21 protein-coding genes and 1 tRNA gene are annotated in these 24,048 nt (G+C 55.6%); 5 read left to right on the forward strand and 17 right to left on the reverse strand.

Going from position 1 to position 24,048, the window contains the following annotated elements; translation table 11 throughout:
- Positions 1–7 precede the first annotated feature (7 nt).
- Positions 8–1,525 carry a helix-turn-helix domain-containing protein gene (locus FS804_RS17345; protein ID WP_144578071.1) on the forward strand — a complete coding sequence of 506 codons (1,518 nt, stop codon included), beginning with the start codon at positions 8–10 and terminating at the stop codon, positions 1,523–1,525.
- A gap of 290 nt (positions 1,526–1,815) precedes the next feature.
- On the opposite strand, the gene FS804_RS25000 is transcribed toward FS804_RS17345, so the two are convergent.
- The 12 genes from FS804_RS25000 to FS804_RS17395 form a co-directional block, all read right to left on the reverse strand.
- Positions 1,816–1,983: a hypothetical protein gene (locus FS804_RS25000; RefSeq protein WP_186376857.1), complete on the reverse strand. Its 168-nt coding sequence runs from the start codon at positions 1,981–1,983 to the stop codon at positions 1,816–1,818.
- Positions 1,984–2,104: 121 nt separating this feature from the next.
- The gene (locus FS804_RS17350) at positions 2,105–4,000 is read right to left on the reverse strand and encodes a hypothetical protein (RefSeq protein WP_144578072.1); all 1,896 of its coding nucleotides are present in this window, start codon (positions 3,998–4,000) and stop codon (positions 2,105–2,107) included.
- 90 nt (positions 4,001–4,090) lie between these two features.
- Positions 4,091–4,180: transfer RNA gene (locus tag FS804_RS17355), tRNA-Ser, on the reverse strand.
- 268 nt (positions 4,181–4,448) lie between these two features.
- Complete coding sequence (locus FS804_RS25395; RefSeq protein WP_256366758.1) at positions 4,449–4,583, reverse strand: hypothetical protein; 135 nt, start codon at positions 4,581–4,583, stop codon at positions 4,449–4,451.
- A 183-nt stretch (positions 4,584–4,766) separates the two neighbouring features.
- Positions 4,767–5,498 carry a hypothetical protein gene (locus FS804_RS17360; protein ID WP_144578074.1) on the reverse strand — a complete coding sequence of 244 codons (732 nt, stop codon included), beginning with the start codon at positions 5,496–5,498 and terminating at the stop codon, positions 4,767–4,769.
- Entirely contained in the window at positions 5,498–6,529 is a 1,032-nt protein-coding gene (locus tag FS804_RS17365; RefSeq protein WP_144578075.1) for a zinc-binding dehydrogenase, read from the reverse strand. The genes FS804_RS17360 and FS804_RS17365 overlap by 1 nt, the downstream gene beginning before the upstream one ends.
- Positions 6,530–6,558: 29 nt before the next feature.
- On the reverse strand, positions 6,559–7,287 hold the full coding sequence (locus FS804_RS17370; RefSeq protein ID WP_371417895.1) for an ABC transporter permease: 729 nt from the start codon (positions 7,285–7,287) through the stop codon (positions 6,559–6,561).
- A 121-nt stretch (positions 7,288–7,408) separates the two neighbouring features.
- Positions 7,409–8,176 carry an ABC transporter ATP-binding protein gene (locus FS804_RS17375; RefSeq protein WP_144578078.1) on the reverse strand — a complete coding sequence of 256 codons (768 nt, stop codon included), beginning with the start codon at positions 8,174–8,176 and terminating at the stop codon, positions 7,409–7,411.
- Between the two features lie 49 nt (positions 8,177–8,225).
- Entirely contained in the window at positions 8,226–9,248 is a 1,023-nt protein-coding gene (locus FS804_RS17380) for an ABC transporter substrate-binding protein (protein ID WP_144578080.1), read from the reverse strand.
- 128 nt (positions 9,249–9,376) lie between these two features.
- Complete coding sequence (locus FS804_RS17385; RefSeq protein WP_186376859.1) at positions 9,377–10,300, reverse strand: LysR family transcriptional regulator; 924 nt, start codon at positions 10,298–10,300, stop codon at positions 9,377–9,379.
- Between the two features lie 10 nt (positions 10,301–10,310).
- Entirely contained in the window at positions 10,311–11,225 is a 915-nt protein-coding gene (locus FS804_RS17390) for an alpha/beta fold hydrolase (protein ID WP_144578084.1), read from the reverse strand.
- Positions 11,218–12,150, reverse strand: coding sequence for a LysR family transcriptional regulator (locus tag FS804_RS17395; protein WP_186376860.1), 933 nt, complete (start codon positions 12,148–12,150; stop codon positions 11,218–11,220). Before FS804_RS17395 ends, FS804_RS17390 begins: the two co-directional genes overlap by 8 nt.
- Before the next feature lie 110 nt (positions 12,151–12,260).
- Here FS804_RS17395 and FS804_RS17400 point away from each other — a divergent pair, with 110 nt between their 5' ends.
- The 3 genes from FS804_RS17400 to FS804_RS17410 all read left to right on the forward strand — a co-directional run bounded on the left by FS804_RS17400 (position 12,261) and on the right by FS804_RS17410 (position 15,258).
- Entirely contained in the window at positions 12,261–13,043 is a 783-nt protein-coding gene (locus FS804_RS17400) for a shikimate dehydrogenase (protein ID WP_144578087.1), read from the forward strand.
- Between the two features lie 27 nt (positions 13,044–13,070).
- A complete protein-coding gene (locus FS804_RS17405) occupies positions 13,071–14,336 on the forward strand; it encodes an FAD-dependent oxidoreductase (protein ID WP_144578089.1) in 1,266 nt (421 codons plus the stop codon).
- A gap of 385 nt (positions 14,337–14,721) precedes the next feature.
- Positions 14,722–15,258 carry a hypothetical protein gene (locus tag FS804_RS17410; RefSeq protein WP_144578091.1) on the forward strand — a complete coding sequence of 179 codons (537 nt, stop codon included), beginning with the start codon at positions 14,722–14,724 and terminating at the stop codon, positions 15,256–15,258.
- 351 nt (positions 15,259–15,609) lie between these two features.
- On the opposite strand, the gene traA is transcribed toward FS804_RS17410, so the two are convergent.
- Positions 15,610–19,392: a Ti-type conjugative transfer relaxase TraA gene (gene traA, locus FS804_RS17415; RefSeq protein WP_144578093.1), complete on the reverse strand. Its 3,783-nt coding sequence runs from the start codon at positions 19,390–19,392 to the stop codon at positions 15,610–15,612.
- 195 nt (positions 19,393–19,587) lie between these two features.
- Between traA and FS804_RS17420 the strand changes: the two genes are divergently transcribed.
- Complete coding sequence (locus FS804_RS17420; RefSeq protein WP_144578095.1) at positions 19,588–19,893, forward strand: mobilization protein; 306 nt, start codon at positions 19,588–19,590, stop codon at positions 19,891–19,893.
- A gap of 134 nt (positions 19,894–20,027) precedes the next feature.
- Here FS804_RS17420 and FS804_RS17425 read toward each other — a convergent pair whose 3' ends face one another.
- The 4 genes from FS804_RS17425 to FS804_RS17440 all read right to left on the reverse strand — a co-directional run bounded on the left by FS804_RS17425 (position 20,028) and on the right by FS804_RS17440 (position 23,311).
- The gene (locus tag FS804_RS17425) at positions 20,028–20,474 is read right to left on the reverse strand and encodes a hypothetical protein (protein WP_246665903.1); all 447 of its coding nucleotides are present in this window, start codon (positions 20,472–20,474) and stop codon (positions 20,028–20,030) included.
- Positions 20,475–20,561: 87 nt separating this feature from the next.
- Entirely contained in the window at positions 20,562–21,470 is a 909-nt protein-coding gene (locus FS804_RS17430; RefSeq protein ID WP_144578097.1) for a nucleotidyltransferase and HEPN domain-containing protein, read from the reverse strand.
- A 171-nt stretch (positions 21,471–21,641) separates the two neighbouring features.
- Complete coding sequence (locus FS804_RS17435) at positions 21,642–22,952, reverse strand: type II toxin-antitoxin system HipA family toxin (RefSeq protein WP_144578099.1); 1,311 nt, start codon at positions 22,950–22,952, stop codon at positions 21,642–21,644.
- On the reverse strand, positions 22,949–23,311 hold the full coding sequence (locus FS804_RS17440; protein WP_144578101.1) for a helix-turn-helix transcriptional regulator: 363 nt from the start codon (positions 23,309–23,311) through the stop codon (positions 22,949–22,951). Before FS804_RS17440 ends, FS804_RS17435 begins: the two co-directional genes overlap by 4 nt.
- Positions 23,312–24,048 lie beyond the last annotated feature (737 nt).

The following is a 24,048-nucleotide window of genomic DNA, read 5'->3' on the forward strand; positions in this document are numbered from 1 at the left end:
GGTCAACATGCCGAAGCGCAGCATTACCGATCCAGAAATTGGATTGATCAAGGCCATGCTAGCGCGAAATATGAAAAACAAGGACATCCAATTCTACTTCAACCGGCAGGAGCGTGCCGTCAACTCGGGCCGAATCACGCAAATTCGGGACAACACCTATGGCCCCGAAGTTCCTGTAGCCTCTGAACAAAAGCTGGACCTCTTTCTTTCGACCTTCAAGCCCGCAGCTATTGGAGCGGTTTTCAAGTCTCCCGGCCCGCCTGCTCAGGAGACTGCGGAGGAACGCGCACGCGCGTTATTTGAACTGCGCGGCCGATCTGGCTGGTACCTGAAAACACATGAATCAGAATTGACCGAGTGCAAAGAGGGTTTTTGTCTCAAGCCCGAAAACCGGTTCGCTGACCCACTTCGATCAATAGCGGGGCTCGCAAACAACAGGGGAGGCTTTGTCTTCTTTGGTGTTAAAGAGCTACCAGATGGCAGTCTGCAAGTTGTGGGTCTGCGCGACGAAACCTTTTCACTTACGGACCCCGCCGACCTCAATCGGTGTCTGGCAGGTTCGATGAGCCCAGTCCCCATCTTTTCCATGTTCAGTCTTGACTTCGACGGCCTCAAGGTTGGGGTGATCAACGTTGATAAACACGATCTTCCGCCGATCGTTGCGATCAAGAACGTTAACAACGAATTCAAAGAGGGAGCGATCTATTTTCGTTATGTTGGCGAAACTCGGGCGATCAAGCCCGGGGAGTTGCAACAGATCATCGCCTATCGTGAACAGCGCGCAATCACTGAATTCTCCAACCGTATATCGCGGGTTGCTATGGGAGCGGCGGCGACGCTTGATTTAGATACCGGCAAGGTGGAAGGCCGGGTCGGAAGCTTTATGATCGGTGAAGAACTGTTGCCAAAAATCCAATTTATTCGAGAAGGTCAGTTCACCGAAAAAGTAGGATCGCCGACGCTCAGGCTAATAGGGGACGTCGAGGTGGGCTCCGGCAAGGGTACGGTGGTGCGGGACAATGTGACTTCTGACGCAGTAATCCGTAACTTTCTGAACAATGTCGAAGTTAGCGAGCCGCGGCAGTATTTTCTTCATGCTGCACACTCAAGCCGAGAATGGCAGCCAATCTGGTATTACCTACGTCAGGCTGGCCTTTCGGCAGAAGACGGACTTGAGCTGATGAGGAAAGAGGAGGCGAGCCACCGCAGTCATAGGGACGGAGTGATCGCACGCCTTGCCGGCAAGAAAAGTGCGTACAATGTCAATCAAGGGAAGCCTAAACAGCTTGTCTCTGCTTTCGCCCGGGGCGAAATAGATAGTCCTGTAGATATTTCGAGCGCGCATAAAATTGCTCTCGCTGTACAGGGAATTTCAGATGAACAGAAAGATGTCCATCTATTCGAAAGCCTTCTTTTGAAGTGCTACGATCTTTCTGTTGGGGACACTTCTCAACATCGCAACCTGCGAAGTGCGGTATTCAGGGCTGCATGCCGTGTCGACGAAATTTTGCATGGAAACAAGTGAAGACGCATCTTCGTGACAAGGAAGGCAGTAGAGATACGATGCGGCAGCGTGAGGCTGCCGCGGAAATTATTTCCTCATCGATGTTATCTGACCTTTCCACCTTTAAAAGAACACTACTCATCTTTCAGTGTCGCTACTTCGGCTGACCTTACAAGTCTCTGCGCTATCAGGCCCACGCTCAGTACCTGGCGTATGGCTGGCATAAGCGGAAATGATTTCCGCTTTCGGCCGATTTCATGGAAAAAAGTCGGCGTATTGCTTCCGAGTGGGCGAACATTAAGCAACCCAGCCTATGCGGCCTCCAGCGCCGAGGTCACCTTCATGCCGTCCGGCAGGACGCACCATCGAGAATCACATTGATTGACTATCAATTGGTCATCGTTACGAATGTAAGCGATCAGCGCCTCGAACTCCTGTACAAAAACGTCCGCCTTAGCTCCCGTCTGCAGGCGTTCCATAAGCGTTCTGCCGAGCGGCCCTCAACGGGTATCAATCGTGTCGATGGTCTGAAAAGGTCATATTCAGTCGTGGCGGCAATTGCTCGGCGACATCTGGGAATCCAGGCTCCTAAGTTGAGCTCTATTTAACTTTCGGTGTGCGCCCGCGCGCGCGTTTGGCTGCGGCAAGCTTGTCGAAATCCAGCCCCCGATACATTGAGAGATCAATCTCCGGATTGAGAGGCAGGTTGGCGAGCAGCCTCGCCTTCTTTTCCGTCAACGTGCGGAAGCCATACTTGTCATGTTCATCGTCACCGACATCATGACCAACCTGCAACATGCGATCGCGCTTCTCGATATTTTGGTCACCTGTCTCGGAGATATACCCGCCTCGCAATGAGTGGAACACTTCCCCACGCGCCTCTTTGACTTTGGCCTTCACGAGCAGGCGGCTCATATAGGATGATGCGCTCTTGCTTGGATCGGCAAGCCTCATCAACTCACCGAACAGAAACTCGTCGCCTTGTTCCTGCGCCCATTGAACAAAACCGATTTCGGCGAGGAAATTGTGAATGACGAAAAATGTTGCACTGGCGTCGGTCTTGATCGGAATGCGTTTCCACACTCCGTCAACCTGCACAATACCGCTGGTCTGCGCGACCCATACGCCTTTGTATTTTTCTCGAAAATCCGTGCCCTTGAGATGGATAAGAAGACCCAGTCGTCGGCCGGTCATGAAGGCCAACAACGGCAGCATGGCGTTGTCGAGCAGCCCCGTTCTCACTCCCGTATCAAGGAGCTTTTTGGTTTTTTCGTAACCGAGTGGCTCGGTCGGAACGGACGAAGCTGCAGAATCCGGGTAGGTAAGATTGGCTCCGATGGAAGGGCTGTTATAGCTGTGGGCCTTCTGGCCCGAATTCATGACGGCTCTCACTGCCGTGACATAGCCTTCTTCCATGGTCTTGCGCGACAACGTTTTGAAGCGGGGCGGTTGGTTTGCGGCGATAATCTCGCGGGCCGACAGATGCGCTGGGCGGTACTTCGGGTTGGATGGCCAATGCTTCAATAGCTCGATAAATGCCTGGAGGTCTGTAGCAGTATAGGTATCGACTGGGTGATCGCCGATGAGCTCCACGAACAGGTTGAGGCGGTTTTCGGCAATGGAAATGTCTTTATTCTTACCTGATTTTGATGATGTCCTGACTGCCAGATAATTCGACGCCAAATCGCTGAACAACGGCTTGTTCGACGGTCGCCGATCGACAGTGCGCCGATCCAGCATGAAGTCAGCGACAAAGGATGCGGAAATCCGGGGTGTGATCGGTTTCCTGTCGCGAGGCTCCGGGTTCGGAGCTGGAATGACCGCAACGGTTTGCGGCAAAGGGGCATCGGATAGCTGAGTCGAGGAATAGTAGCGATGACTTGATGTGCCCGACTCTGCAGGCTTGCCGTGCTTGGCAACATTGCTCGCAGCAAGCATTTCGGCATTGTCGGCAATCATTTCGTCGTACGGCCGGCCGTCCAGTTTTGCAGAAACCTGCTGGCCGATCCGCACCAGTCCGCGCATGAGTTCCAGTCCTTTGGCTTCCTCCGGCGTCGGCGAACGCGTCGGCTCCCTCGCGTCGAACAGGCCAGCCTTCAAGATCAGGCTGACAAACCCATAAGGCCAGTCGTCTTCCGCGTCACCTTCGGCTGCGCCGCCGACGATGTGGGCCAGATCAGCTCCGTTGTCCTCTGCCATTCTCTTTTCAATCTCCTTGAACACCATCCGCGCCAATGCCGCCAACGCATCGGCAAGTTCCCTGGCTTCCTGATGCGGCAGAGCACCGAGGCTGATGCGTATCGGTCGCGAGCCTGGGCCGCCGCCGATGCGTTTCGGCAATCTTATCTGAAAAAGGTAGATGCCGCCGCTTCTGACCAGATAGAGCCCGGACGATCGCCTTTTAAGCTTGCGATTCCGTTTCTTCGCGGAAATCATTTCCGCATCCGGCGATACATCGGACTGTACATGGAGCGATACAATGCGCGATACATTCATGACTGAACTTCCCTTTTGAGGGCAATCGGTCAGGAATTTACGAGGAAACCCAAGGGTTTGCGGGTAATTGGGGAAGAGTGACCCAAAAAATGGCGGAGAGGGTGGGATTCGAACCCACGTTACCCTTGCAGCTATGCCGCATTTCGAGTGCGGTGCATTCGACCACTCTGCCACCTCTCCGGCGCGCTGTGGTAAGCGTCGTGCGGGGGTTCTCATAACCAGCAATGGGAATGTGTTGCTCACCAAAGTGTGTCGGTGTGCGGTAGACGGCGTTCATCTTGCGCCGACAGTGTGCCGCAACCTTCACGAGGAGATCCTCCCTTCTTCAATTATTGGTATTGATACGCGACGACTTTTTTGCTCCATTCCTCCATGATTCCGTAAGGGAGCGGAGACAGCATGAGTTTCTTTGACAAGCCGATCATAAACACGCCGTATGCGCTGCCGACTATCCCTCGCGGCGACGACTGTCGTTTTTGCTCAGCAATTTGCAGATTTGCGCCCGGGTAAAATTGTGCGAGAAATCAATAAGCTGATCGTAGGGCAGGCGCGGAAATACGTTTATGCTGTCGACGGCGCTCATCTGGCTGATGTCCGGCGCGAAATGGGAAAACAGCCCCCACCTACCATTCTGAGCCCTATGCTTAGGGCCCCCGAAAACAGGGAGTGATCCACGGACGAATGAAGCCTGAAAAGACCTTATTCTAACAAAAAATCTGAGTCGAAGGTTCATATTGGTTCAAGGCGATATGTATGAACGGATAGATCATGGGTCCGTAAAATCAATTTCACGTCTTAAAACTCTGGTCGTATCGATTTTCGTTCGGTCTTCTGGAAACTCATCGCCGCGATAGCTGATTAACATCGTGAAAAGGTCGTTGCGCAGAATTTTCTGAGGTTCGAGCGTGGTTTGGATCTGCTCGGTTAATATGTTCTGCACGGCAGCAAGCGATTGAACGGATTCGCCTTCGGCGATTACCACCACGTTGACAGTGTCCGGGTCGGTCTTCTCGTCCTGCGAAAAAACCTCGTAAATCTGGTTTGGTTCGGCAAGAGCCACTCTGAAGCTAATTAGGCGGGACTGCTTGACCAAATGGTACAACAATGTCTCGAGTGCGCGCACCGTTGCTTGCGCTTTGCCACGATTTACGGAGTAAGCCTGAACGTTCGCGGCTCCACCAATTCCTTTTCCTCCAGTTGCCGCGATCTTGCCTGGAATTCTAAGGACCTTTGAGAAATTTCGACGCATCTTGAGCGACCAGGGGGTGGGGTTGCGTACGAGGTCGATATAAGCGGGGTGTTCAATCACGCTAATATCCTCAAGATCGTAGAGCGTGAAATAGGTTTCGACTTGGCTGGCCGACACGTAACGGCGTGCGGCCTCCATGCCTGGTACGGTCAAACGCTCGGGCACGTGCTCGAACGTGTGCCATGATGCGTACTCTTCGGCGAGGTCTGCCGGATAGTCGTTCCAGAGCGCGAGAATGGCTGCGGCCATCAAATTTCTCCCATACGTAAAATCACTTTGGAGGCGACATGGTCATGCGCAGCCTGAAAGCCGATAAGAGCGTCGGTTAGTGGCAGGGTGTGGGAAATCAGTTGCCGCATCAAATCCTGATGGCCATCAAGAAAGGCGATGACGCCGTCCCAATCCGCTGCAGGGGCTCGATAGGATCCACGTATTTGCTGGTGCATGCGCACAAGTGTTGTAAGATCGATTTCGGCGGGTCTGGGATGGATGCCGACGACGGTGAAAATTCCGCGCTTCTTAAGAAATGGCAAGGTAGCGGCGACCAGCGTTGGCACACCTGCCGCTTCGATGATCGCATCGAACGGAGCAAATTTGGAAAGCGCGGTTTCCATGTCGACATCGCTCGTATCGATCAGATGCTGAAAACCAGCAGCGGCAAGGTTTTTGAGACGTGGCCCATCATCGCGCCCCATGATGACGACTTTCGCGCCGCGCGAGCGCGCCAGGATTGCTATACCCTGGCCGATAAAGCCCGGCCCAATGACGAGTATGGTCTGACCTGCCGCAACCTCGGTCGTCGCGACGGCCTCTGCGCAGACAGTCATCGGTTCCGTTAGCGCAGCGATATCCATATCGAGACTGTCCGGCAGCGTGTGACAATTGCTGTAGGGAACGCAGACATAGGACGTGAAGGCACCGTTTCGGCCAATGCCAACGCCCTTGCGTGAAGTGCAATTATCTTCGTCGTCTTTCAGGCAGGCCTCGCAATGGCCGCATGTTGTAGAAGGTCGGGCGGTAACACGGGTTCCGATGACGTCGGCTGGGACGTTTTTTCCGACTTGTTCTATCGTGCCTGAAAATTCGTGGCCGAGCGTGACGGGCATGGCACTTTCCATCGACTCGTAGCCCGGCGTCCAGTGGGCGATATGCAGGTCGGTCCCGCAGATGCCAGCGAAATGCACATAGATCAACACCTCGCCAGCAGCAATGTTCTCAGGTTTGGCTATCGTATTGAAGTGCACGCCACTGCCGGGCCGGACTTTTTGCAATGCCAGCATATTCAATCTCCATTGATGAGGTGCAGGTATTAGCCGCGCCAGCTCAAAAAGCGCTTCTCGACCAGTCCGATTGCGAAGTTCACGATCAGGCCCATGACAGAGAGGATCGTGACACCGGCAAACAGCTTTTCGAGATCATAGAGCGAGCCTGCCTCGAGAATGTAGGAGCCGACACCATATTGGGCACCAAGCATTTCGGCCGCGACGAGGAGGATAATGGCAATCGAGATCGACACCCGTAGGCCCGACAGGATGGCAGGGAACGCACCGGGCAGGACGATCTTGCGGACGATCGACCACCAGCTTAGCCCGAAACTCTGGCCCATACGGATCAGGGTGCGATCGACATTGTCGACGGCGCCGTAAGTCGCGACCACCGTCGGCGTGAATGTGCCGAAAGCAATCAGGGCGTATTTCGACGTCTCATCGATGCCGAACCAGATCACGAAAAGCGGCAGAAGCGCAATCTTCGGGATTGGAAACAGGGCCGCGATCAGCGGCACCAGCCCTGCGCGAACGTAGCTGAAAAGGCCGATCATCACGCCGACCGATATACCAACAGCGATGCCCATGAATGCGCCGATGAACAGCCGCTGAAGCGATGGCAGGAGGTGTTTCCAAAGCAATCCAGTCTGCCAGAGCTGCACGAATGTATCGAGGACGGCGGAGGGCCTCGGCAGTGTCAGATTGGAAATAAAACCGCTGCGCGTTCCAATCTCAGCAAGAGCGATCAGGACGATGAACACCGCAATGCCCATGCCGCGCACTGGGATCGGCGCAAAGCCGCCGCCACGAAATGCGACAGGGCGCACAGGCGCAGTTCTCGTTTCTGTCCTGTTGTCGCCGGATGCTCCAGCGGGGTTTGCAAGTGTGGTGATGTTAGACATTGACCAACTCCTTGTCGGCAGCCATGGCCTCTTCGCGCATCAGGTCCCAAAGCTGCTTCTGCTTGTCTTCCAGCACGGGATCGCCAAGGTGGCGTTCGGACAGAGGGATATCGATATCGACGATTTCGCGAATCAGGCCTGGGCGACGGGAAAGAACGACAACGCGGTGGCCAAGCCGAACCGCTTCGTTGAGATTGTGGGTGACGTAGACGGATGTGAAAGGCTGCCGTGTCCACAGGGCGACAAGATCATCCATCAAAAGTTCGCGCGTCTGGCTGTCGAGGGCCGAAAGCGGCTCGTCCATCAGCATCAGCGCGGGGCGCACTGCCAGTGCCCGGCTGATCGCGACACGCTGGCGCATGCCGCCCGAAAGTTGCTTGGGAAGTGCCATGCGGAAATCCGTCAGGCGGGTACGGTCAAGAACGTCTGTGACGATCTCGTCCATTTCCCGCCGACTGAGATTGTGATCTTCGAGCACAAGGCGAATATTGCCTTCGACTGTGCGCCAGGGCAGCAGGGCGAAATGCTGGAAGACGTAGGTGAGGGGATTGAGGGAGCCGGATGGAGGATTCCCGATCTGCAGCACCTCGCCTGAACTTGGCCGTTCAAGGCCGCCGAGAAACCGAAGCAAGGTCGATTTGCCACAACCGGATGGCCCGATCAGACAGATGATCTGCCCTTGCGGGATATCGAGTGAGATATCTTTCAGAACCTCTACGGCTCCGTAGGAATGGCTGATGTTTTTCAGCTTCAGATCCATGGTTCCTCCATGCGAAGGCCCTGAGGCCTCCGCGACAATAGCTGGCTGATCAAATGGTTTTTACGAAGGACGTGTCGAACAGCTGTTCGTTCGTAATCGCGTCCTTGACCATGCCTTCTGCCTTGAACCATTCAAGCTGCTCGACACAGCTGCCAAGCGACAGTGCCAATCCCGCATTGATGCGCATGGCGCCGTCGATCAGATTCTGTTTGGCAGCGTCGAACGGGCTATCGCTTTCGACATATTTGTGGACGATCTTCGCCAGAGCGTTGCGTTCGGCATCGTCCGCCTTGTTGTCTACGAAGGCGGCATTGTAATCGTCAATAGCGCGCGAATAGGCTTTGACGAACGCTGCCGTCATCTCGCGTTCACTGGCCGCATTCTTGGTCGAGGTGAAGGCGGTAGTGACCTGATAATCCGGCGCGTAATCAGATACCAGACCGATCTGCTTGGCGGCACCCTCGCGGATCATCTTCTTGGCGACATTCGGCTGGATCGCCCACGCATCGATCTGACCTGTGGTCAGGGCTCCGGCGATGGCGCCCAACTTCTGCAATGGGCGCAGTTGGATATCCGACAGCTTAATCTTGTTAGCAACGGCAATCTTGTGGGCCATGAAGTGGAATGACGAGCCAGCGGTCGTGATGCCGAAGCTTTTGCCGGACAGCTTAGACGGATCGGTCAGACCGGCCTCATAGGCTTTGTTGGATGCCAGAATGATCGCACCGGTGACACCCTTCTCCTCGGTCAGCGCGCCGCCGATAACCTTAATGGCGTCCTTCTGTGCGAGGCTGATAAGACCACCGCTCATCGAGGTCACGCCGAAGTCGGCATCACCGGACGCAATTGCCACGGCCATAGGCTGGGCGGCCTCGAAGAACTTCAGCTCGATATCGAGACCGGCGTCCTTGTAGTAGCCGCGCTCAAAAGCAATGAAGCTTGGCGCGTGGCTGGCAAGGTGCAGCACTGCAAGATTTCGGGCTGCTGCGCGGGCAGGCAGACCGAAAGCAGCGGCGCTGCCAAGTGCGCCCATGCCGATAAGTGCCTGACGGCGGCTCAAAAATACATTCATTCCGATTCTCCTCCCAAAGATGGCTGTCCGAGACGCCATTCGCTTTTACTGCCACCGGCTGAAGAGGAAGACAACGAACAATGATTATGCCTCCCATGCCCTTAAGACATGCAGATAGTTATTTGCAATCAGGCGAGCGGCGGCAGGTCGGCCAGTCTGCGAGACAGAATTTCAGTGAGTTTACGCAGATTGGCGGAATGCGACCGGCGGCGGTTCCATAGAACCGATATCGAGAATTGTGGGGCATTTTCGATGGGCCGAACGACGAGGTTGCTGCCAACGGGTCCGAGCGTGGTGACGTAGTCAACCAGCACGATGCCCATTGCTTCATTCGCCAGCGCCAGTGCGGTGTCGGAAAAACGGGCGACAGCGCGCGTATTGACCTTCAATTTTTCGCGACTGAGAAATCGATCGACAACTGTCTGATGAGCGCCGCCCGGGGCGAAGGCTATGAAATCCATATCCGCCAGATCGGCCGCTCGTATGACAGACGTCATTGCAAGGCTATGATCCTTATGAATGACCGCGACCAGATCGACCCGCCCCACATGCTCGACAGCAATGAGCGGATGATCTGGCGAGGCGATCGTCACCACCGCTTCTCCGCGCCCGGTAATCAGGTATTCCTCGATCTGGTCTACCGGAAGTACGTCGAAGAAAAGCTCGATACCGGGCACCTCGACGGACAATGTTCTTAAAGCCTGTGGCACGAGCGCGCGCGCGACACTGGCTGTCGATCCAACCCGGAATACAGCCGTTTCACCGCGTGCGATGCGGCCTATCTGGGTGCCGACGCCGGTCAGTTGCCGTATCAGCGGGTCGATCTCGGCATAAATCTCAAGTGCTTCAGATGTAGGGACAAGACCGTTGCGGTCGCGTGTGAAAAGCGCAATGCCAAGCAGGTCTTCGATTCGACGGATCGTACGGCTTAGCGCTGGTTGAGAGACATTGAGAACCTTTGAGGCACCAGTGATGGAGCGCGCCTGCATGACCGCATGGAAGACTTCCATCTGCCGAAGGCTGAGGAGACCGTCATCAGGCCGTTGGGCCATCGAAGTTTCATCATTGTCCTGGGACATCGATCGCCTTTTCAAGAAATGGCAAGAGCTCTTCGAGCATTTCGCTGGCGGCGGTCTCCGGCAGCAGATGGCCACCACCAATGCCCTTTCCTTGGACCTTGGATGCCCAGTCTGCCCATATATCGAGTGGTTCGCGACCGCCGCCATAGAGCCTGTCCTTCTCCCAGAATAAAAGGACAGGTACCTCGATTTTGCGGTCTGACATGCGATCCGCAAGATCGTCAGTTTCGTCTGTCGTGGCACCAGCCCGATAATCCTCACACATGGCGTGGCGAACATCGGGATTGTCGAATGCGAGCCTGTAGTCTTCCAGCGCCAGCGGATTAATCCGTTCAATATTCTCAGCCATCTTGCCGAGCGTGAGATCGACGAGAAAACGCGGATCCGCGGCCATCAGTGTTTCAGGCAGGGGCGCGGGCTGGGCCATCATGAACCAGTGCCATGCTCCCATGCCGAAGGCTTTGCTGGCACCTCCCCACATTTCCGGTGTGGGCACGACGGTGACCGAGACGAGTGCCGTGACCGTTTCTGGAAAATCAAGCGCCATGCGATAGGCAACCCGGCCCCCACGGTCGTGACCAACGACAGCATACCGCCGATGTCCTAGCGCCAGCATCATTTCTCTCAGGCTTTTCGCCATGCGACGTTTAGAACCCATTCCTTGCGAGTTGCCGGTGACGCGGCTTTCACCATAGCCCGGCAGGTCTGGAACAACGACGGTATAGGTCTTAGCAAGTACCGGCGCGAACCGGTGCCATGCCGAGCGGGTTTCTGGATAGCCGTGCAAAAGCAGGATCACCGGACCGCTGCCGGCTGTCAGAACGGCGAAATTGATGTCGGGCGTTTCGATGCGGTATTCTTCAAAACCCGGAAACAGCTCGTTAGCGCGTCTATACATCGATTGGCTGTCCCATTTGAGCGTTTGTGGTCACTGCGGCTATGTCCCTCAGCGCCTCGATCAGTCTGTCTACGCCTTTCTGTCGCGGGCGAAGATGGCAGATATGGACGTAGGCGGAAACGCTGACACTGTTTTCGATCGGTATTGCCACGAGCCCGTTTGCTTCGCAATCGATAGCGGAAAATGCGTCGAGTATGGTGATGCCAATGCGTTCTGTGACAAATGACAGTGCGGCCTCAACAAAATGCACATAGACCGCCGGGTTCCTCGATACGCCCCAGCGCCGAAAGGTTTCATCAATCAGAAGACCGTGCGTGGTGGTGGTTGCAAAAGAGATCAGCGGTTCACCGGCAAGCGCCAGCGGCGTTACGGATTTGTAGCCAGCAAGAGCGTGATCATTGGGGACGACACAGACGAGACCGGCGCTGGCTATTTTTGCCGTTTCGATTACCGGATCGTTGACCTCTGCAATCGTTGCAACACAGGCACCTTGGCCGAACAGCAGGTAGTCGCGAACATCGCGCTGCGATAGTGAGTCACTGTAGTAGGTGCCCGCAGCCGCTTCCAGTTGCAGGCGTTTCAATGCCTTCGGCACCAACCGCATGCCAAGACTTGGCGTCGAGCCAAACCGAAAGACAGAGGCGTCGCCACGGACAATCGAGTAGATGACATCAGACAGCATTTCGGATTGCTGGTGGACGCGCTCGACCTCGGCAAAGATCAGTTCCGCTTCCTGAGTCGGCACCAGTCGGCCGGAAATGCGCGCAAACAGCGCTATACCAAGCTGGTCTTCGAGACGCTTGATGGCAATCGATAGGCTCGGCTGGGAAACGCCGAGGTGACGGGCTGCTGCCGTCAACGAATGCGTCGCCATGATCGTTCGGAAAATTTCGATCTGCCGTTCTCTGAGTTTCGGATTTGGCATCCGTGCTCGCATTCTTCCTATAAATCCAAGTTATAGCATGGGTCGAAAGGTATATTGGCGTCAATAGGTATTGGTCCCATATCGTCGCTCCAAAAATGGGAGGTAGCTTTGTGATTGGAAGCGAGACACGGCTGGTGGCGATTATCGGATCACCCATTGTCCAAGTGAAATACCCAGATAACTTCAACCGCTATTTTGCCGATGAAGGTGTGGATAGGGCAATGATGGTCATCGATCTCGTCCCGGAGCGCGTTGCCGATTTCGTCACAACGGTGCGCGGCTGGCAGAATATGGATGGCTTCGTCGTCACCATTCCCCACAAGGCCGCAGTCGCCGCGCTGGTCGATGAACTCAGTGCAAAAGCGCATTTTCTCGGTGTTGCGAATGTGGTGAGGCGTCACCCAAATGGAAAGCTTTGTGGCGACATGACGGACGGCGAGGGTTTCCTCACAGCCTCAAGGCCGCAGGGTTTCGTTCCCAACGGCAAAGTCGTTCTGGTGGTCGGGGCAGGGGCTGCCGGCAGTGCAAGTGGCTACACGCTTGCAGGCGCAGGCGTTTCGCATCTGGTTATCTCCGATCGCAACAAGGATCGTGCAACCAGTCTCTGTGCTCGTCTGTCCAACGCTTTCCCAGCCGTTTCCATCTCGGCAGGAGCAGTACCCCAGCGCGCCTTCGATCTTGTCGTCAACGCGTCTTTGTCGGGTATGCAGTATGACGATCCGCTGCCGGTACCTCACTCGACGCTGGCATTGGTGCCACCAGAAGGTCTGGTGGCTGATGTCGTGACAAGCCCGAAAATGACGCCGCTGCTCACACTTGCGAAAGCTCGTGGCCTGAAAATTCAGACGGGTGAGGAAATGGCCAAATCACAACTTTTGCGCTTGGAAAAGTGATGGGCATATTCAGGGGAGTACCAGTTGATGTCTAAAGCCCGAGGTGGACGATACGACGTCGTGGTGGTTGGAGGCGGCGCGGCCGGAATGAGCGCGGCTGTAGCTGCTACCCGCATGGGTGCGAAAGTCGCACTCATCGAGCGATACGGTTTCCTGGGCGGAGCGGCTGCCAATTCGCTGGTTTTAGCCTACTGCGGCTTCTTCCTGAAAGGTCCTGAGCCTGTTTTTGCGGTAGGAGGAATCGGTGTCGAACTGCTGGCTACGCTTGCGAAGATTGGCCAGGATATCGCTCCGATACGATCTAGCAGCGGCAACTGGATTGTCATGCTGGACCCTGAGGCGGTCAAGTTTGCGTTCGACCAAATGACCGACATGACTGGCCTCGAAATCCTGTTGCACAGTCGTGTCACTGCGGTGTCCACGAAGCCGAGCGGAATTGCGGCCATCACGGTGACTGACCATGCCGGTAGCTACGGGATCACTGCAGCCGCATTTGTAGATGCCAGCGGTGAAGCTGCTGTGGCGTCGCATGCGGGACTTGAGATGACGACCGACAGCCGCGCTGGTGATCACGTCCAACCTGCGTCAATGCCGGTTCGTATCGGTGGCGTAGGAGCGGAGATAACATTCGACCGTGGTCGGATGACGCAACTGATTATCGAGCACAACGCAAGCTCTGAAGCTCCAATCCACCGAACCGACGGTGGCGTCATGTTGAGGCTGCCGACGTCGAACGATTATTGGTGGATGATGATCGATCTTGAAACCAATGGTTTGAGCGGTGCCAGTCTGGGCGGGGCGGAGCGTCAGGCGCGGCGGGAAGCCTGGCGGAACCTGCAGTTGCTACGGCAGATGCCGGGCTTTGAAAACGCGTTCATCTCATCCACGGGGCCGCAGATCGGTATTCGCGAGACACGCCGTCCGCGCTCGCGAAACGATTTGACCGGTGTGGCTTTACATGGAGGTGACCGTCGCGAAGATGGCATCGGGCGCGCTGCATGGCCCATGGAGGTTCACGAAGCACCCGGTCGGGCACATTTCGTCGATCTTGGCGGCGACGGCTTTGCTGATATACCAATGGGAGCCATCCAGGCTGTCGGCGCGGATAATCTGTTCCTCGCGGGTAGGGTCGCTGGCGCAGATGCTGCTGCCTACGGTTCTTTGAGAGTCATGGGTACAGCCTTTGTCACCGGTCAAGCAGCTGGAATTGCGGCCGCCTTAAGTGCTTCATCAGCGTCTGTTTCGGCTTACAGCGTCAGAAAGCATCTTTGCTTTCAAAATGCGATAATTTGATAGCCTGAAGAGCGAACAATGAGACCCGAGAAACAAGTTAGCGTCACATTCGACCCATTCGGTCTACCGAAACGCATCTATTCTATAGCGTTGCCGAAGCGGGATTGATATCTGCAACACGCGCTATACCAGCTATTGGCGTAAGTCGATCTGACGGCCCGTCGATAAGTAATTTTAGTGTGTTAGCTCCATTCCAATGGCAGTGTCGACGGTCCGGATCCTTTCAAGAGCAAATATCAATCTATTTGACTCCGCCCGTCGATAACTTGGAATCTCGAAATTATGCGCTTCGGCTCGCTTTTACATAAAAATATCGATTTATTTCCAACGATAAAGCAACGTCTCAGTGGCATACCGCCCAGCTTATTTGGCTCGGGGGCACAAAATGATTTTTGTTTCATGGTTCTATAGCAAGCGGCGTGTAATCCTCGATATTTGGCAGAGGTTCGCATCCGGTTGCGGAACGTTCGTGCTTTTGCTTTTCGCGGCCTCGGCCGCTGATTATGCATTCTCGCAACAGGGATATTGGTACGGTCTGTTTCTCTCGCATGTGGGGATTAGTTTCGTTCTACTGACCCTCGCATATAATTGCTTTCAGTCATCGATCGGTGTTCTCGATTCTCGATTCGATGAACGACGTGCGGAGGGTTACGCTAGTGACATCCTGCCAGCGGTGGCGCCGTATGGAAAGCTCGTCGCGGTTGGTGCGATTGCCTGGCTGTTGGAGGATAACCGTGTGGCAATTGTTCTAATGTCTTACGCTGGAGCTGTTATCCTGCTGGGCTTCGTCTTGCTCGCGGTATTTCGATATTGCGGACATAAAGCTCCTGATTTTGTAAGGTTTATGTGCTTTCTATCTCTTAGCTTTCTCGGGTATGGTGCAGTTATTTCCGCCCTGAAAATTGCTGCAGGCCCGAGTTAGCAGACGTAAATTCAGAAAGCGAAGGAGTTTCTGAAGTATATGGGAAGTTCGTCGGGACTTTTCGTCCAATTATTCCCTTCGTTTACGTGCGTTTGCTTGGTTATGCAATTAGGGTTGGTTTGGCGGAACAAGAAGTAACGACTAGCATCAACTCGGTTTCAAGCGGCTAGGGTTTCTCAAAAGACTGAATATTTGCGTCGCTGGGTCAAATTGGCCGCCGATCAGGCCGCTGCGGCTTTGTGAAAGTTGAAGGGCAGCAGATCGGAGATGTCGACGTTCAGAACATGGCGCAGGTCGGCCAAAGGTTCGACGTCGTAGGCCCGACAAATCAGCTATCGTTCCGTGCCCCTATTATCGGCTCAATCCAAGCCCGCGAGACTGATTGAGTTGCTGTTTCAGCGCATAGTCATGGCTAAGCTCGGCATGGCGTGTCCGATCCACCATGCGGGCGATTGTCTGGATCTGCTCGGCCTGTTTTGCGATCTCGGGACGTGTCTCCAGCTCCTCGGCAAACCTGCGAGGATCAGAACTACCAAACCGCCGCGTGAGCGCGTCGGCCACCAGCTTTGCCTCATCAAGCGCGGTCCGGCCCTCAGGCGAAGATCGCAGCTCTTTGATGAACTTGCTTCTCCGCTCGACCGGCATCTTCTCCACCTGGGCAAGGATCTCGGCACTACGCGGCGTGAGGCCTGGCACCTCGATCACGTCACGCTTGTCGCGCTGCCATTGTTCGCTTTGACGTTCTTCGCCAAGCCGGCGCTCCCATGCCTCGGAGACATAGCCGATATGGGCAGAGAGAGGCCTGGCATATTGCAGCGCCTCCTTCCGCTCCTTGTTGTTTCCGAACAGACCTGACTTGCCACGCAAGTCACCGAACCGCTCGGGTTGCTCGGCCATGGCCTTTGCCATGATCTTGCCGTTGCCTTCCTTCTCGGTCATCGCGGTGCGCAATCTTGCGGCGACCTCGGCCGGATCACGGAACACGCGGCGCACGAGAGATTCTACAGTATCGAATTGCTGCTCGATGACGGACATCGCCCTTTGCTGCGCCACCTGTTCGATGCTGCGTTGGTATCGGGTAATCGCCGGCACAAGCGGAGTGAGCTTGCCAGTCTCCAGAGCCGATCGCTGGCCGACAGCTTCTGTGGGGGCAGGGAGGATGCTTTCTTTCGACATGAGGTCGGACCAGCGGATGCGGCGATATCCTTTATTGTCATCTGTCCGGTCGTCCCGCTGTCCGTCATCGATATCTCGGGCGAACGGATTGCGAGGATTTTCGCGGTGAGCAGGACCGGCCAGATCGCCGGCACGTTCCTCGTCAACCTGCTGACGCTCTGATGGCCGGCCCTGTTGTTCCCGCACTGGATGGGCCGCGCGGGACAAAACCTGCTGACGCCAGTCTCGAGCGGAAGCAAGTTCGATCTCGCTTTTCACACCAAACTCTTGCCCGACCGATCGGTCGCTGGCGATCCCGCGCCGCTCGGCAAAGTCGCTGACATAATCCAGCGTGGTTTCCTTGGCGCCGGAACGCGATAGTCGGTTTGTCAGTTGCTGGTAGGCCAGTTCATCGCCCTTGATGACACGCCATGCATTTCGCTCGGCCTTTGTGCCGTCCGGAAGCGTGACAGGCGTGGCGCCTTCATGCTGCAGTCCAATCCTGTCTCCGATCTCTGACGATGCATCTCGCATGGCCCGCTTGAGATCGACGCCCCACACCGTGCGCTGATCGCCCTTGTCATTCTCCAGCGTCACAAAATAGCTGTCGCGTGATTGCGGATTATGCTCGTAAGGCGCGACGCCGTGATCAACCAGCCGGCCCGCATTGGTGAACTCCGTGATGTCGGCATAGAGCTGCACGCTGTCGCGATGCCTTGTCATGGCGACATAGGTCAGATGCCGGTCCATGGTGCCGGACGCCAGCACAAAAGCGCGATCGACTGTCGCGCCCTGGTTTTTATGGATCGTCGTCGCATAACCGTGGTCGATCGCCTGGTAGCTGTCGGTCAGAATGCTGACACTATCGCCACCCCGATTATCGAGCCGCGCAACGATCCGACCCTTCTCGACATGTTCGACCGTGCCAAGCATGCCGTTTTTCACGCCGAGGTCGCGGTTGTTTTCGAGGAAGATGATCCGGTCACCGGCGGCGAAGGCGCGTTTGCCGTTATTGGTCTGGAAGGTGAGTTCTCTAACATTCTCACTGTTCCCACGGTCCTCAACATCCCCACGGTCTCCTCGGTCCGCACCGGCGTTCTGCCCGTGGCCGCGCTCGAGCCTTTGCCGGTTCTGAAGTTCGGAGCGAATGGCGGTATTGAGGGCGCGTACATCAGCGCGGCGATGCGCCATGGCAACCCGGCTGCCATCCGGACGCTCAGCATTATCGGCGACATAATCACGCACGATCTCTGCCATCGCCGCGTCGCGGCTTTCGGCAAAATGGATATCGCCGTGATCGCGATAGGCAGCGAGGCCCTCGGCCGTCTTGTGGGTGGCAAAGGCAATCGATGCTTCTCGCTGCCAATCATGGCGCTGGCGGCGAATGCCGGAAAGCTCGACGTGGCCAATCTGCTCGGCAATCGCCCTGAAGGGTGCACCGGCCCCGATTGCCTGCAGCTGCTCATGGTCACCGACAAGCACGATCTTTGCGCCGCGCGCTTCCGCTTCTCCGATGAACCGGGCAAGCTGCCGGCTGCCGACCATGCCAGCCTCGTCAATGACGAACACGTCACGTTGGCCGATCAGATCCCGGCCACGGTCCCAACTGTAAGACCATGACGAGAGCGTGCGGCTCTCTATGCCGGAACTTTCCTCAAGCCCCTCGGCTGCCTTTCCGGCTAATGCCGCACCATGGACCTGAAAGCCTTGAGCCTCCCAGGCCTCACGAGCCGCTGCGAGCATGGTGGACTTTCCGGCACCGGCAAACCCGACCACGGCCGTAATGCGTTCTCGCCCGGTAATATGCTCGATCGCCTGACGCTGTTCGTCCGACAATCCCGCTGAAGGGTCGCTCGCGGCCACCATTCCGCCAGAGCTTGTCCGAAGAGCGTGATCTTGTTTTTCTATCGCACGCTCGACATGGCGCGGATCGACACCGTGGGACTGCGCCTGATGCAGCCGCTCCGCCGATCGCGCCATTGCGAGTTCGAGATCGATCATCTCCCGCGTCGAATAGCGCGCATTGGAGACGTCGCCATTCTCAGGATCGAGGTGCTCAGCCTGGAGTTCGACAAGCGCTGGCGACGCCATCACAGCGGCAAAGGCGTTCCGGAATGTCTGGGCGTCATCGTTGATATAGCGATGCAGGGTTTTGGCAATATCGTGCCGATCAAACACGCTCTTCTCATGGCTGATCAGTGACAAAACCTGCTCCGGTTTTTGCCGGATCAGTTCGGCATTTTGCCGTGCTGCCTCGTCATCCAGCCTCCCGCGCTCGACTGCCATGCCTTGCTGCAGCATCTGCGAGGCGTGCACGCCCATGTGCTCGGTCGGCGACAGTTCAAGACCGCGCTCCATGTGCGAGCGATGATCGATGCGAACATCAAGGCCTTCGCGTTGAAGCTGACGGTTGGCGATGCCTTCCCACGCTTGCCGGATATCGCGAAGCTGCATGTCGGTTGTCGCCATGCCATTTGCCAGCAGCCTGGCGTTCTTGTGCTCGAGATAAGTCTTCTCGCCAAGGCGGGTTATGCCAAGCTGTCGCGTCGTCATCAGCACATGCGCATGGTGGTTCCTGATATCACCATGCTCGCTTGGCGAATGGATGGCAAAATCCACGGCCGCGCCATAGCGGTTTGCCAGATCCTGGGCGAAGGCGCGTGCAGCCTTCAGCCGCCCTTCTGGCGACAGCTCATGCGGAAGCGCGATTTCGAATTCGCGGGCGACGCGGGCATCCCTGCGCTTTTCTGCAAACTCGGCAGCATTCCACAAAGCCGAACGATCCAGAGCCCAATCGGCAGAAAGACCGTCCGGCAGCACGATCTCGATATGCTCGACGCCCTCTTTGCGGGTGAAGTCATGCACGGGACCATCGCGGTGATTGGTGAGGAGAACCGCGCAACGGTAGGCGGCAGAAGCGACGGCACTTCGGCCGGATGAGCGCGAGACAGGTTTGGTGCTGAGATGATAAATCGCCAAACGAAATCTCCGATCCGCAAACGGGGAATTCAGCGCTCTGATGCGGTGCAAGTCGTAAGTGCGCCCTTGTCTGTTTACCGGTGGCGAGGTTAGCAACATCAAACAGGCATTTCGACTACTAAAAGTAGTAGTCGCCAAGTGGCAATTGCTCGTGTTTGAATAGGGAAACAAACGCATCAATCAGGGGATGACGATATGCGCAAGCCGATCGCAGAACGTATCAGTCAACTGGAAGAACGCCGGAAGGCATTGCAGGCGCGGCTGGACAGGCAGGGGCGAGCGCAGGCGACGCGTCGCAAGATTTTGCTTGGATCGTTTCTGCTGGAGCAACTGGAGCGGAATGATCAAACCCGTCATCATGACGAACTGCGGCAGTGGCTGGCAAAGGAACTTCCGGCCTTTTTTACGCGTGATGCAGACCTTGCCTTGTTCGCAGATATTCTGGAGCCCGCATCATTGCCGGATGTGCAGGATAACAGCGACGACAATGATCAGCGATGATGTTCCGAGTTCTGAAGGAACTCGTCACGGTACTACTCCCTGTCATGGCCTGAAACGGTGCAGGCGAAATGTCCGGCAACTGTTCAGGTCATCGGTCACCTGACGCCTTCTTATGATGTCAGCCTAACAAGCTCTCAGCCGGTCGGCTTGGCAATGCGTATTCCGGTTTTGCTGCCGAGTACGATATGAAGATCACGGATCATGCCAGCTGCTTGCAGAAGAGCACTGCGCACGTCGTCATCCGAGCGCCAGCCACGCTCAATCGACAAGGCCACGGTGTGAATGTCCACGACACAGTCACGGCCGGGTCCGGAGGGAATTCCGATTGTTTGACGCATGTCGCGGATGGTCGTAACAGCCCGCTCAAGCAGGCGTCGTTTTTGATAGGCATCCAGACGATCCAACCGGTTGGCGTCACGGACAAGCTCGGAAATGAAACTGGTCGTCCGGGTCATGTTGAGAGGCTGACGGGTTGGCAGAAAAGTGTCAACGCCTGTCGCGCGCAGGTTCGATATCGGCCAACGCATCAAGGTCGAGGAGTGCTGTTCGATGTGAGACTGCCGGAGAACTTCGACAATCATCTGTCAGGTGTCGATCTCGTTGGCCGCTGAAAGCTTTGGCTAATATTGGCCCACGGTGGCGCACGGGTCCGCTGCTCAATATCGTCGTCAGGATTTGGTTGCCTGCTTCAGTTTTATGATCTGCTCCCGGCAGAGTGCCTCGATCAGGACGTGAAGTTCGGCCGTGCGCTCCTGAAGCCACGCAAGCGCTTCCTCGGAAATCTCGAAATGCTTCGAATAGCGCGCCTTGACGTAAGCCTCGTTGAGAATGTTGTACCATGCGGTGAACCGCTGATGGTCTCGTGGCCAGATGTCGACCAGACGGCGATCACGATCCTCGGAAAGTCCGCGCAGGAATTTCAGGTTGTGCGAGGGCGGAGAGTAGTTGGTCAGCGTCAGGAGGTAGCAGGAGTAAGCCGTCTCGACCGCCTGATGGAGCGTGAAAGCCGCATGGTTGGGTTGAGCATCAGTTATCGAATAACGTGCGAGCTGGAGGAAATATTTCGCACCGTTGAACTGCTTTTCAAAATGCTCCTCTGCCACCCTGAGTGCGTCTGCAGGGCTGAGCGGTTTCGGTTCGGCCAGCGGCCGGTCGTCGAATTCGTAGAGGATGATGCCTTCGCGGGCGAGATCGACAAAGAAGTATTGCCCGTCATGCAGGAAGTTGCTGATCTCGCGGGCACCGTGGACGATGAGGCCAACGGGTGTCTCGATCTCCTTGTCCCACATCAGCCGGTCGGTGGCCTTGTCCCAGTATTTGGGGTCGGCCAGTTCCTTGTTACTGACGATGACGAGAATGTCGAAGTCCGAGCGGTAGCCTTTCGACGTATGCGGCTCATCCACCCATGTGCCACGCGCGTAGGAACCGAACAGGATGATTTTATAGATCCGCCCGTCCTTTTTGGTGTCGGACTTCGAACGCTCGACAATGCCGGCGAACTCCTCATGGATGATCCGGACGACCTTTTCCAGTTCGCGCTGCTTTGTCTGCGGAAGATGTCCGATATCCGTTTTCATGGCCTCACCTTCGATTCCTCTGAACAGATATCCTAGCCGCGATCGGCAGGCTATTGCTACTCCACATTCTTGCAGGGGTTGTGAGGCCATGCCTCTCGCATGCCGGTCTTCCGTACCGGGTTCCTCTATAGACGGCCTCTCCTTAGCATGTGATTGATCAGGTCCTATGTCTTAGCCTGAAATGATGATTTCTCGCCGCATGGCCCGATGAATAGTTTGCGCGGTCTTTTCTGTTACTCCGGCCTGTTCCGCGAAGGCTTGCCAGTTTTCTACCTCCGTATGCATTTCGCGGATAATTTCTTCGGCCTTTTTGGGCTTGAGGTCGCAGAAAACGCCAAACTGGATAAGATCGGACAGCTCGAAATGATCGCGTTTACCGTTCAGGCTCATCTGGTGCTGATGGGTCCAGCTTCCATCCGGATTGTAGGCGTAGCTGACGTCGAACGCTGGTGACAGCCGCCATTCGCCTCTTCGATTCATGAGGAAGGCGATGTTCTTGACGTGGTCATCCTGATTTCGGACGAGAATGTTGAAAACCGCTCGGCGAAACTGCTGCTCAATGTCGTAAGCGGGAAGGCCGAGGAGCCGTATCGTCTCGACGGCCTGTTCGTAGGAATAAGCTCCTGCTGCGTTGAAATCATAGTGGCGCAAGGCTGCGAGCGACTGCATATGGAGCTTCTGGCCGTTGGCGGTGCGATCGAAGCGTTGTGTCATGAAATGCGATCGGCCGCCTTCATGGTGGAGGCGGCATTCGGTCATGTCGATGCCGGCGGCGCGGGCCAGGAGAAAGAAGCCGTACTCGATAATGCCAAAGCCCTGTGGATCGGCCAGCTCCTTGTCACGATTGTTGGAGATACCGTCGAACTTCATGAGCCAATAGGTGAAACCTTCACCGGCTTTGACCTGACCGGATCGGAATTCCCCGGTTTTTTCATTCCATGCAAGGATAGCCTTGGCGCGTGCGCCGCCTGCGGACGTCCCGACGCGCAGGATCTCCTGCAGGGTTTCGTGGTCGTCATCGCCCTTGAGGATACCCGTAAGGTTGGCGCGATTGTTGAGGACTTCGTTGGCGAGTTTGGTCAGCGCATCGATCTCAAGGCGCTGGGATTTGCGCGGCCCTTTGAGGATCGTGGGATGGAACTCGAGCGCGCCCATGCCGCGCGTACCGATATAACAAAGGCGCTCGACCGGATTGAAGCTGCCGGCCGATCGTCCCTGGGTCGCGAGCCATGTATCGATCAGAGCGTTGCCGAATTTATCAGGGAGGGAGTCGGCGATCATGCCAGGCAAACCCTTGAAGGCGTCACGGGGCAAACCGGGGAATTCGTATGGGTCGTGGCGCAGCGGCATCATGATCGGCGCCAGTTCTATGGTGCTTTGGACGAACTCAGGCATGTATTGGAATACGCCGATCGCTCTGTCGTCGAGCCAACTAACTGCACCGATATCTCTACCCCATAGCCGGACGGTCGCATCCGTCATTGCTCATCCTCCTCGGCCCACGCCCAATCGCTGGCTTTTGGGGCTTCTGTCTGCGTTCGTGCGCGCCGCCGCTCGTGGCCGTCATGCTGGACTCGCTCGACCGGTCGAACGTCCGGGTTGGGGAGGATGTCGAGAATGCGATCGCCTAGGTTAAGTGCTCTCAATACACGGAGAAGGGTATCGAGCGAGCTGTTCCGGCCAGCCTCCAGCCGCTTGATGCTCGGAAGCGAAGCTCCGGCCTCCTGCGCCAGTCGTGCTTGGGTCAGGTTGCGACTAAGGCGAACCCGAGCCAATCGGGTGCCTAGATCGCGCATAGTTGTCTCGATGTTACCTATTGGAGGTTTTTTATTAGGAATCATACATGATCCTTTATGGGAAAATTTTCGGCAATAGTATCATATATGATCTGTTACTGCTAGGCATTTTATCAAGAAATTATAGGATCAAAAATGATCCCTAACCGATTTATACGGCAAATAAAGAATCATTTGTGATCCCTTATTTTTTTTGGATAGTGAAGTCAGAAGATCGAGAAACCTGAGGTGATGGGCTGCGGGCAGGCAACTGGTTGAATGTTCGTCCGCCCGATCTTCTGTGGCCCACCGCTGTCCGTAGGGGTGGATTTCCTCAGGCGTGGATGCATTGAAAGGTATTCACGGCGGAATATTTTTCCTACATAATTCTGGATTAATACATATATTTGTATATTTATACTTTTTATGTGGAATAAATTACCTCTTGGTGATTAATGGTGGGCGAAGGTGGTAGTGATTGAATAGGGGTGAGGAAGGCGCCTGCAAAACGTATACTTTAATAAGAGTGAGGCCCAAAACATATAAATAATTGTAAATGTATCCTTGTTTGAGGAGGTGCGGGATTTGACTGGTATAGTTTACTGGTTTGCGCGCAGACAATTTACTGCTGTATAAACAGGTGATTTTATATAGGTTTTTGCAGTGATGTGGATTTATTTATAGGTGAATCCGGAGGGGCATGGTTGGGAAGTGGATTGAAAAGGCGATAGAAATTGGTGGCGATCCATCATAATAACAATATCATGATATTGTTATTATGATTGATCGCCACCAATTTCTAT

The organism is Agrobacterium sp. DE0009 (genome assembly GCF_007680755.1).
GTDB classification, from domain to species: Bacteria; Pseudomonadota; Alphaproteobacteria; order Rhizobiales; family Rhizobiaceae; genus Agrobacterium; species Agrobacterium tumefaciens_B.

What these genes read in the sequence shown, in the direction of transcription:
- FS804_RS17345 (WP_144578071.1), top strand. Translation starts at nt 8, where the DNA reads ATGCCGAAGCGCAGCATTACCGATCCAGAAATTGGATTGATCAAGGCC.
- FS804_RS25000 (WP_186376857.1), bottom strand. Translation starts at nt 1,983, where the DNA reads ATGGAACGCCTGCAGACGGGAGCTAAGGCGGACGTTTTTGTACAGGAG.
- FS804_RS17350 (WP_144578072.1), bottom strand. Translation starts at nt 4,000, where the DNA reads ATGAATGTATCGCGCATTGTATCGCTCCATGTACAGTCCGATGTATCG.
- FS804_RS25395 (WP_256366758.1), bottom strand. Translation starts at nt 4,583, where the DNA reads ATGAGCGCCGTCGACAGCATAAACGTATTTCCGCGCCTGCCCTACGAT.
- FS804_RS17360 (WP_144578074.1), bottom strand. Translation starts at nt 5,498, where the DNA reads ATGGCCGCAGCCATTCTCGCGCTCTGGAACGACTATCCGGCAGACCTC.
- FS804_RS17365 (WP_144578075.1), bottom strand. Translation starts at nt 6,529, where the DNA reads ATGCTGGCATTGCAAAAAGTCCGGCCCGGCAGTGGCGTGCACTTCAAT.
- FS804_RS17370 (WP_371417895.1), bottom strand. Translation starts at nt 7,287, where the DNA reads ATGGGCATTGCGGTGTTCATCGTCCTGATCGCTCTTGCTGAGATTGGA.
- FS804_RS17375 (WP_144578078.1), bottom strand. Translation starts at nt 8,176, where the DNA reads ATGGATCTGAAGCTGAAAAACATCAGCCATTCCTACGGAGCCGTAGAG.
- FS804_RS17380 (WP_144578080.1), bottom strand. Translation starts at nt 9,248, where the DNA reads ATGAATGTATTTTTGAGCCGCCGTCAGGCACTTATCGGCATGGGCGCA.
- FS804_RS17385 (WP_186376859.1), bottom strand. Translation starts at nt 10,300, where the DNA reads ATGGCCCAACGGCCTGATGACGGTCTCCTCAGCCTTCGGCAGATGGAA.
- FS804_RS17390 (WP_144578084.1), bottom strand. Translation starts at nt 11,225, where the DNA reads ATGTATAGACGCGCTAACGAGCTGTTTCCGGGTTTTGAAGAATACCGC.
- FS804_RS17395 (WP_186376860.1), bottom strand. Translation starts at nt 12,150, where the DNA reads ATGCCAAATCCGAAACTCAGAGAACGGCAGATCGAAATTTTCCGAACG.
- FS804_RS17405 (WP_144578089.1), top strand. Translation starts at nt 13,071, where the DNA reads ATGTCTAAAGCCCGAGGTGGACGATACGACGTCGTGGTGGTTGGAGGC.
- FS804_RS17410 (WP_144578091.1), top strand. Translation starts at nt 14,722, where the DNA reads ATGATTTTTGTTTCATGGTTCTATAGCAAGCGGCGTGTAATCCTCGAT.
- FS804_RS17420 (WP_144578095.1), top strand. Translation starts at nt 19,588, where the DNA reads ATGCGCAAGCCGATCGCAGAACGTATCAGTCAACTGGAAGAACGCCGG.
- FS804_RS17425 (WP_246665903.1), bottom strand. Translation starts at nt 20,474, where the DNA reads ATGATTGTCGAAGTTCTCCGGCAGTCTCACATCGAACAGCACTCCTCG.
- FS804_RS17430 (WP_144578097.1), bottom strand. Translation starts at nt 21,470, where the DNA reads ATGAAAACGGATATCGGACATCTTCCGCAGACAAAGCAGCGCGAACTG.
- FS804_RS17435 (WP_144578099.1), bottom strand. Translation starts at nt 22,952, where the DNA reads ATGACGGATGCGACCGTCCGGCTATGGGGTAGAGATATCGGTGCAGTT.
- FS804_RS17440 (WP_144578101.1), bottom strand. Translation starts at nt 23,311, where the DNA reads ATGATTCCTAATAAAAAACCTCCAATAGGTAACATCGAGACAACTATG.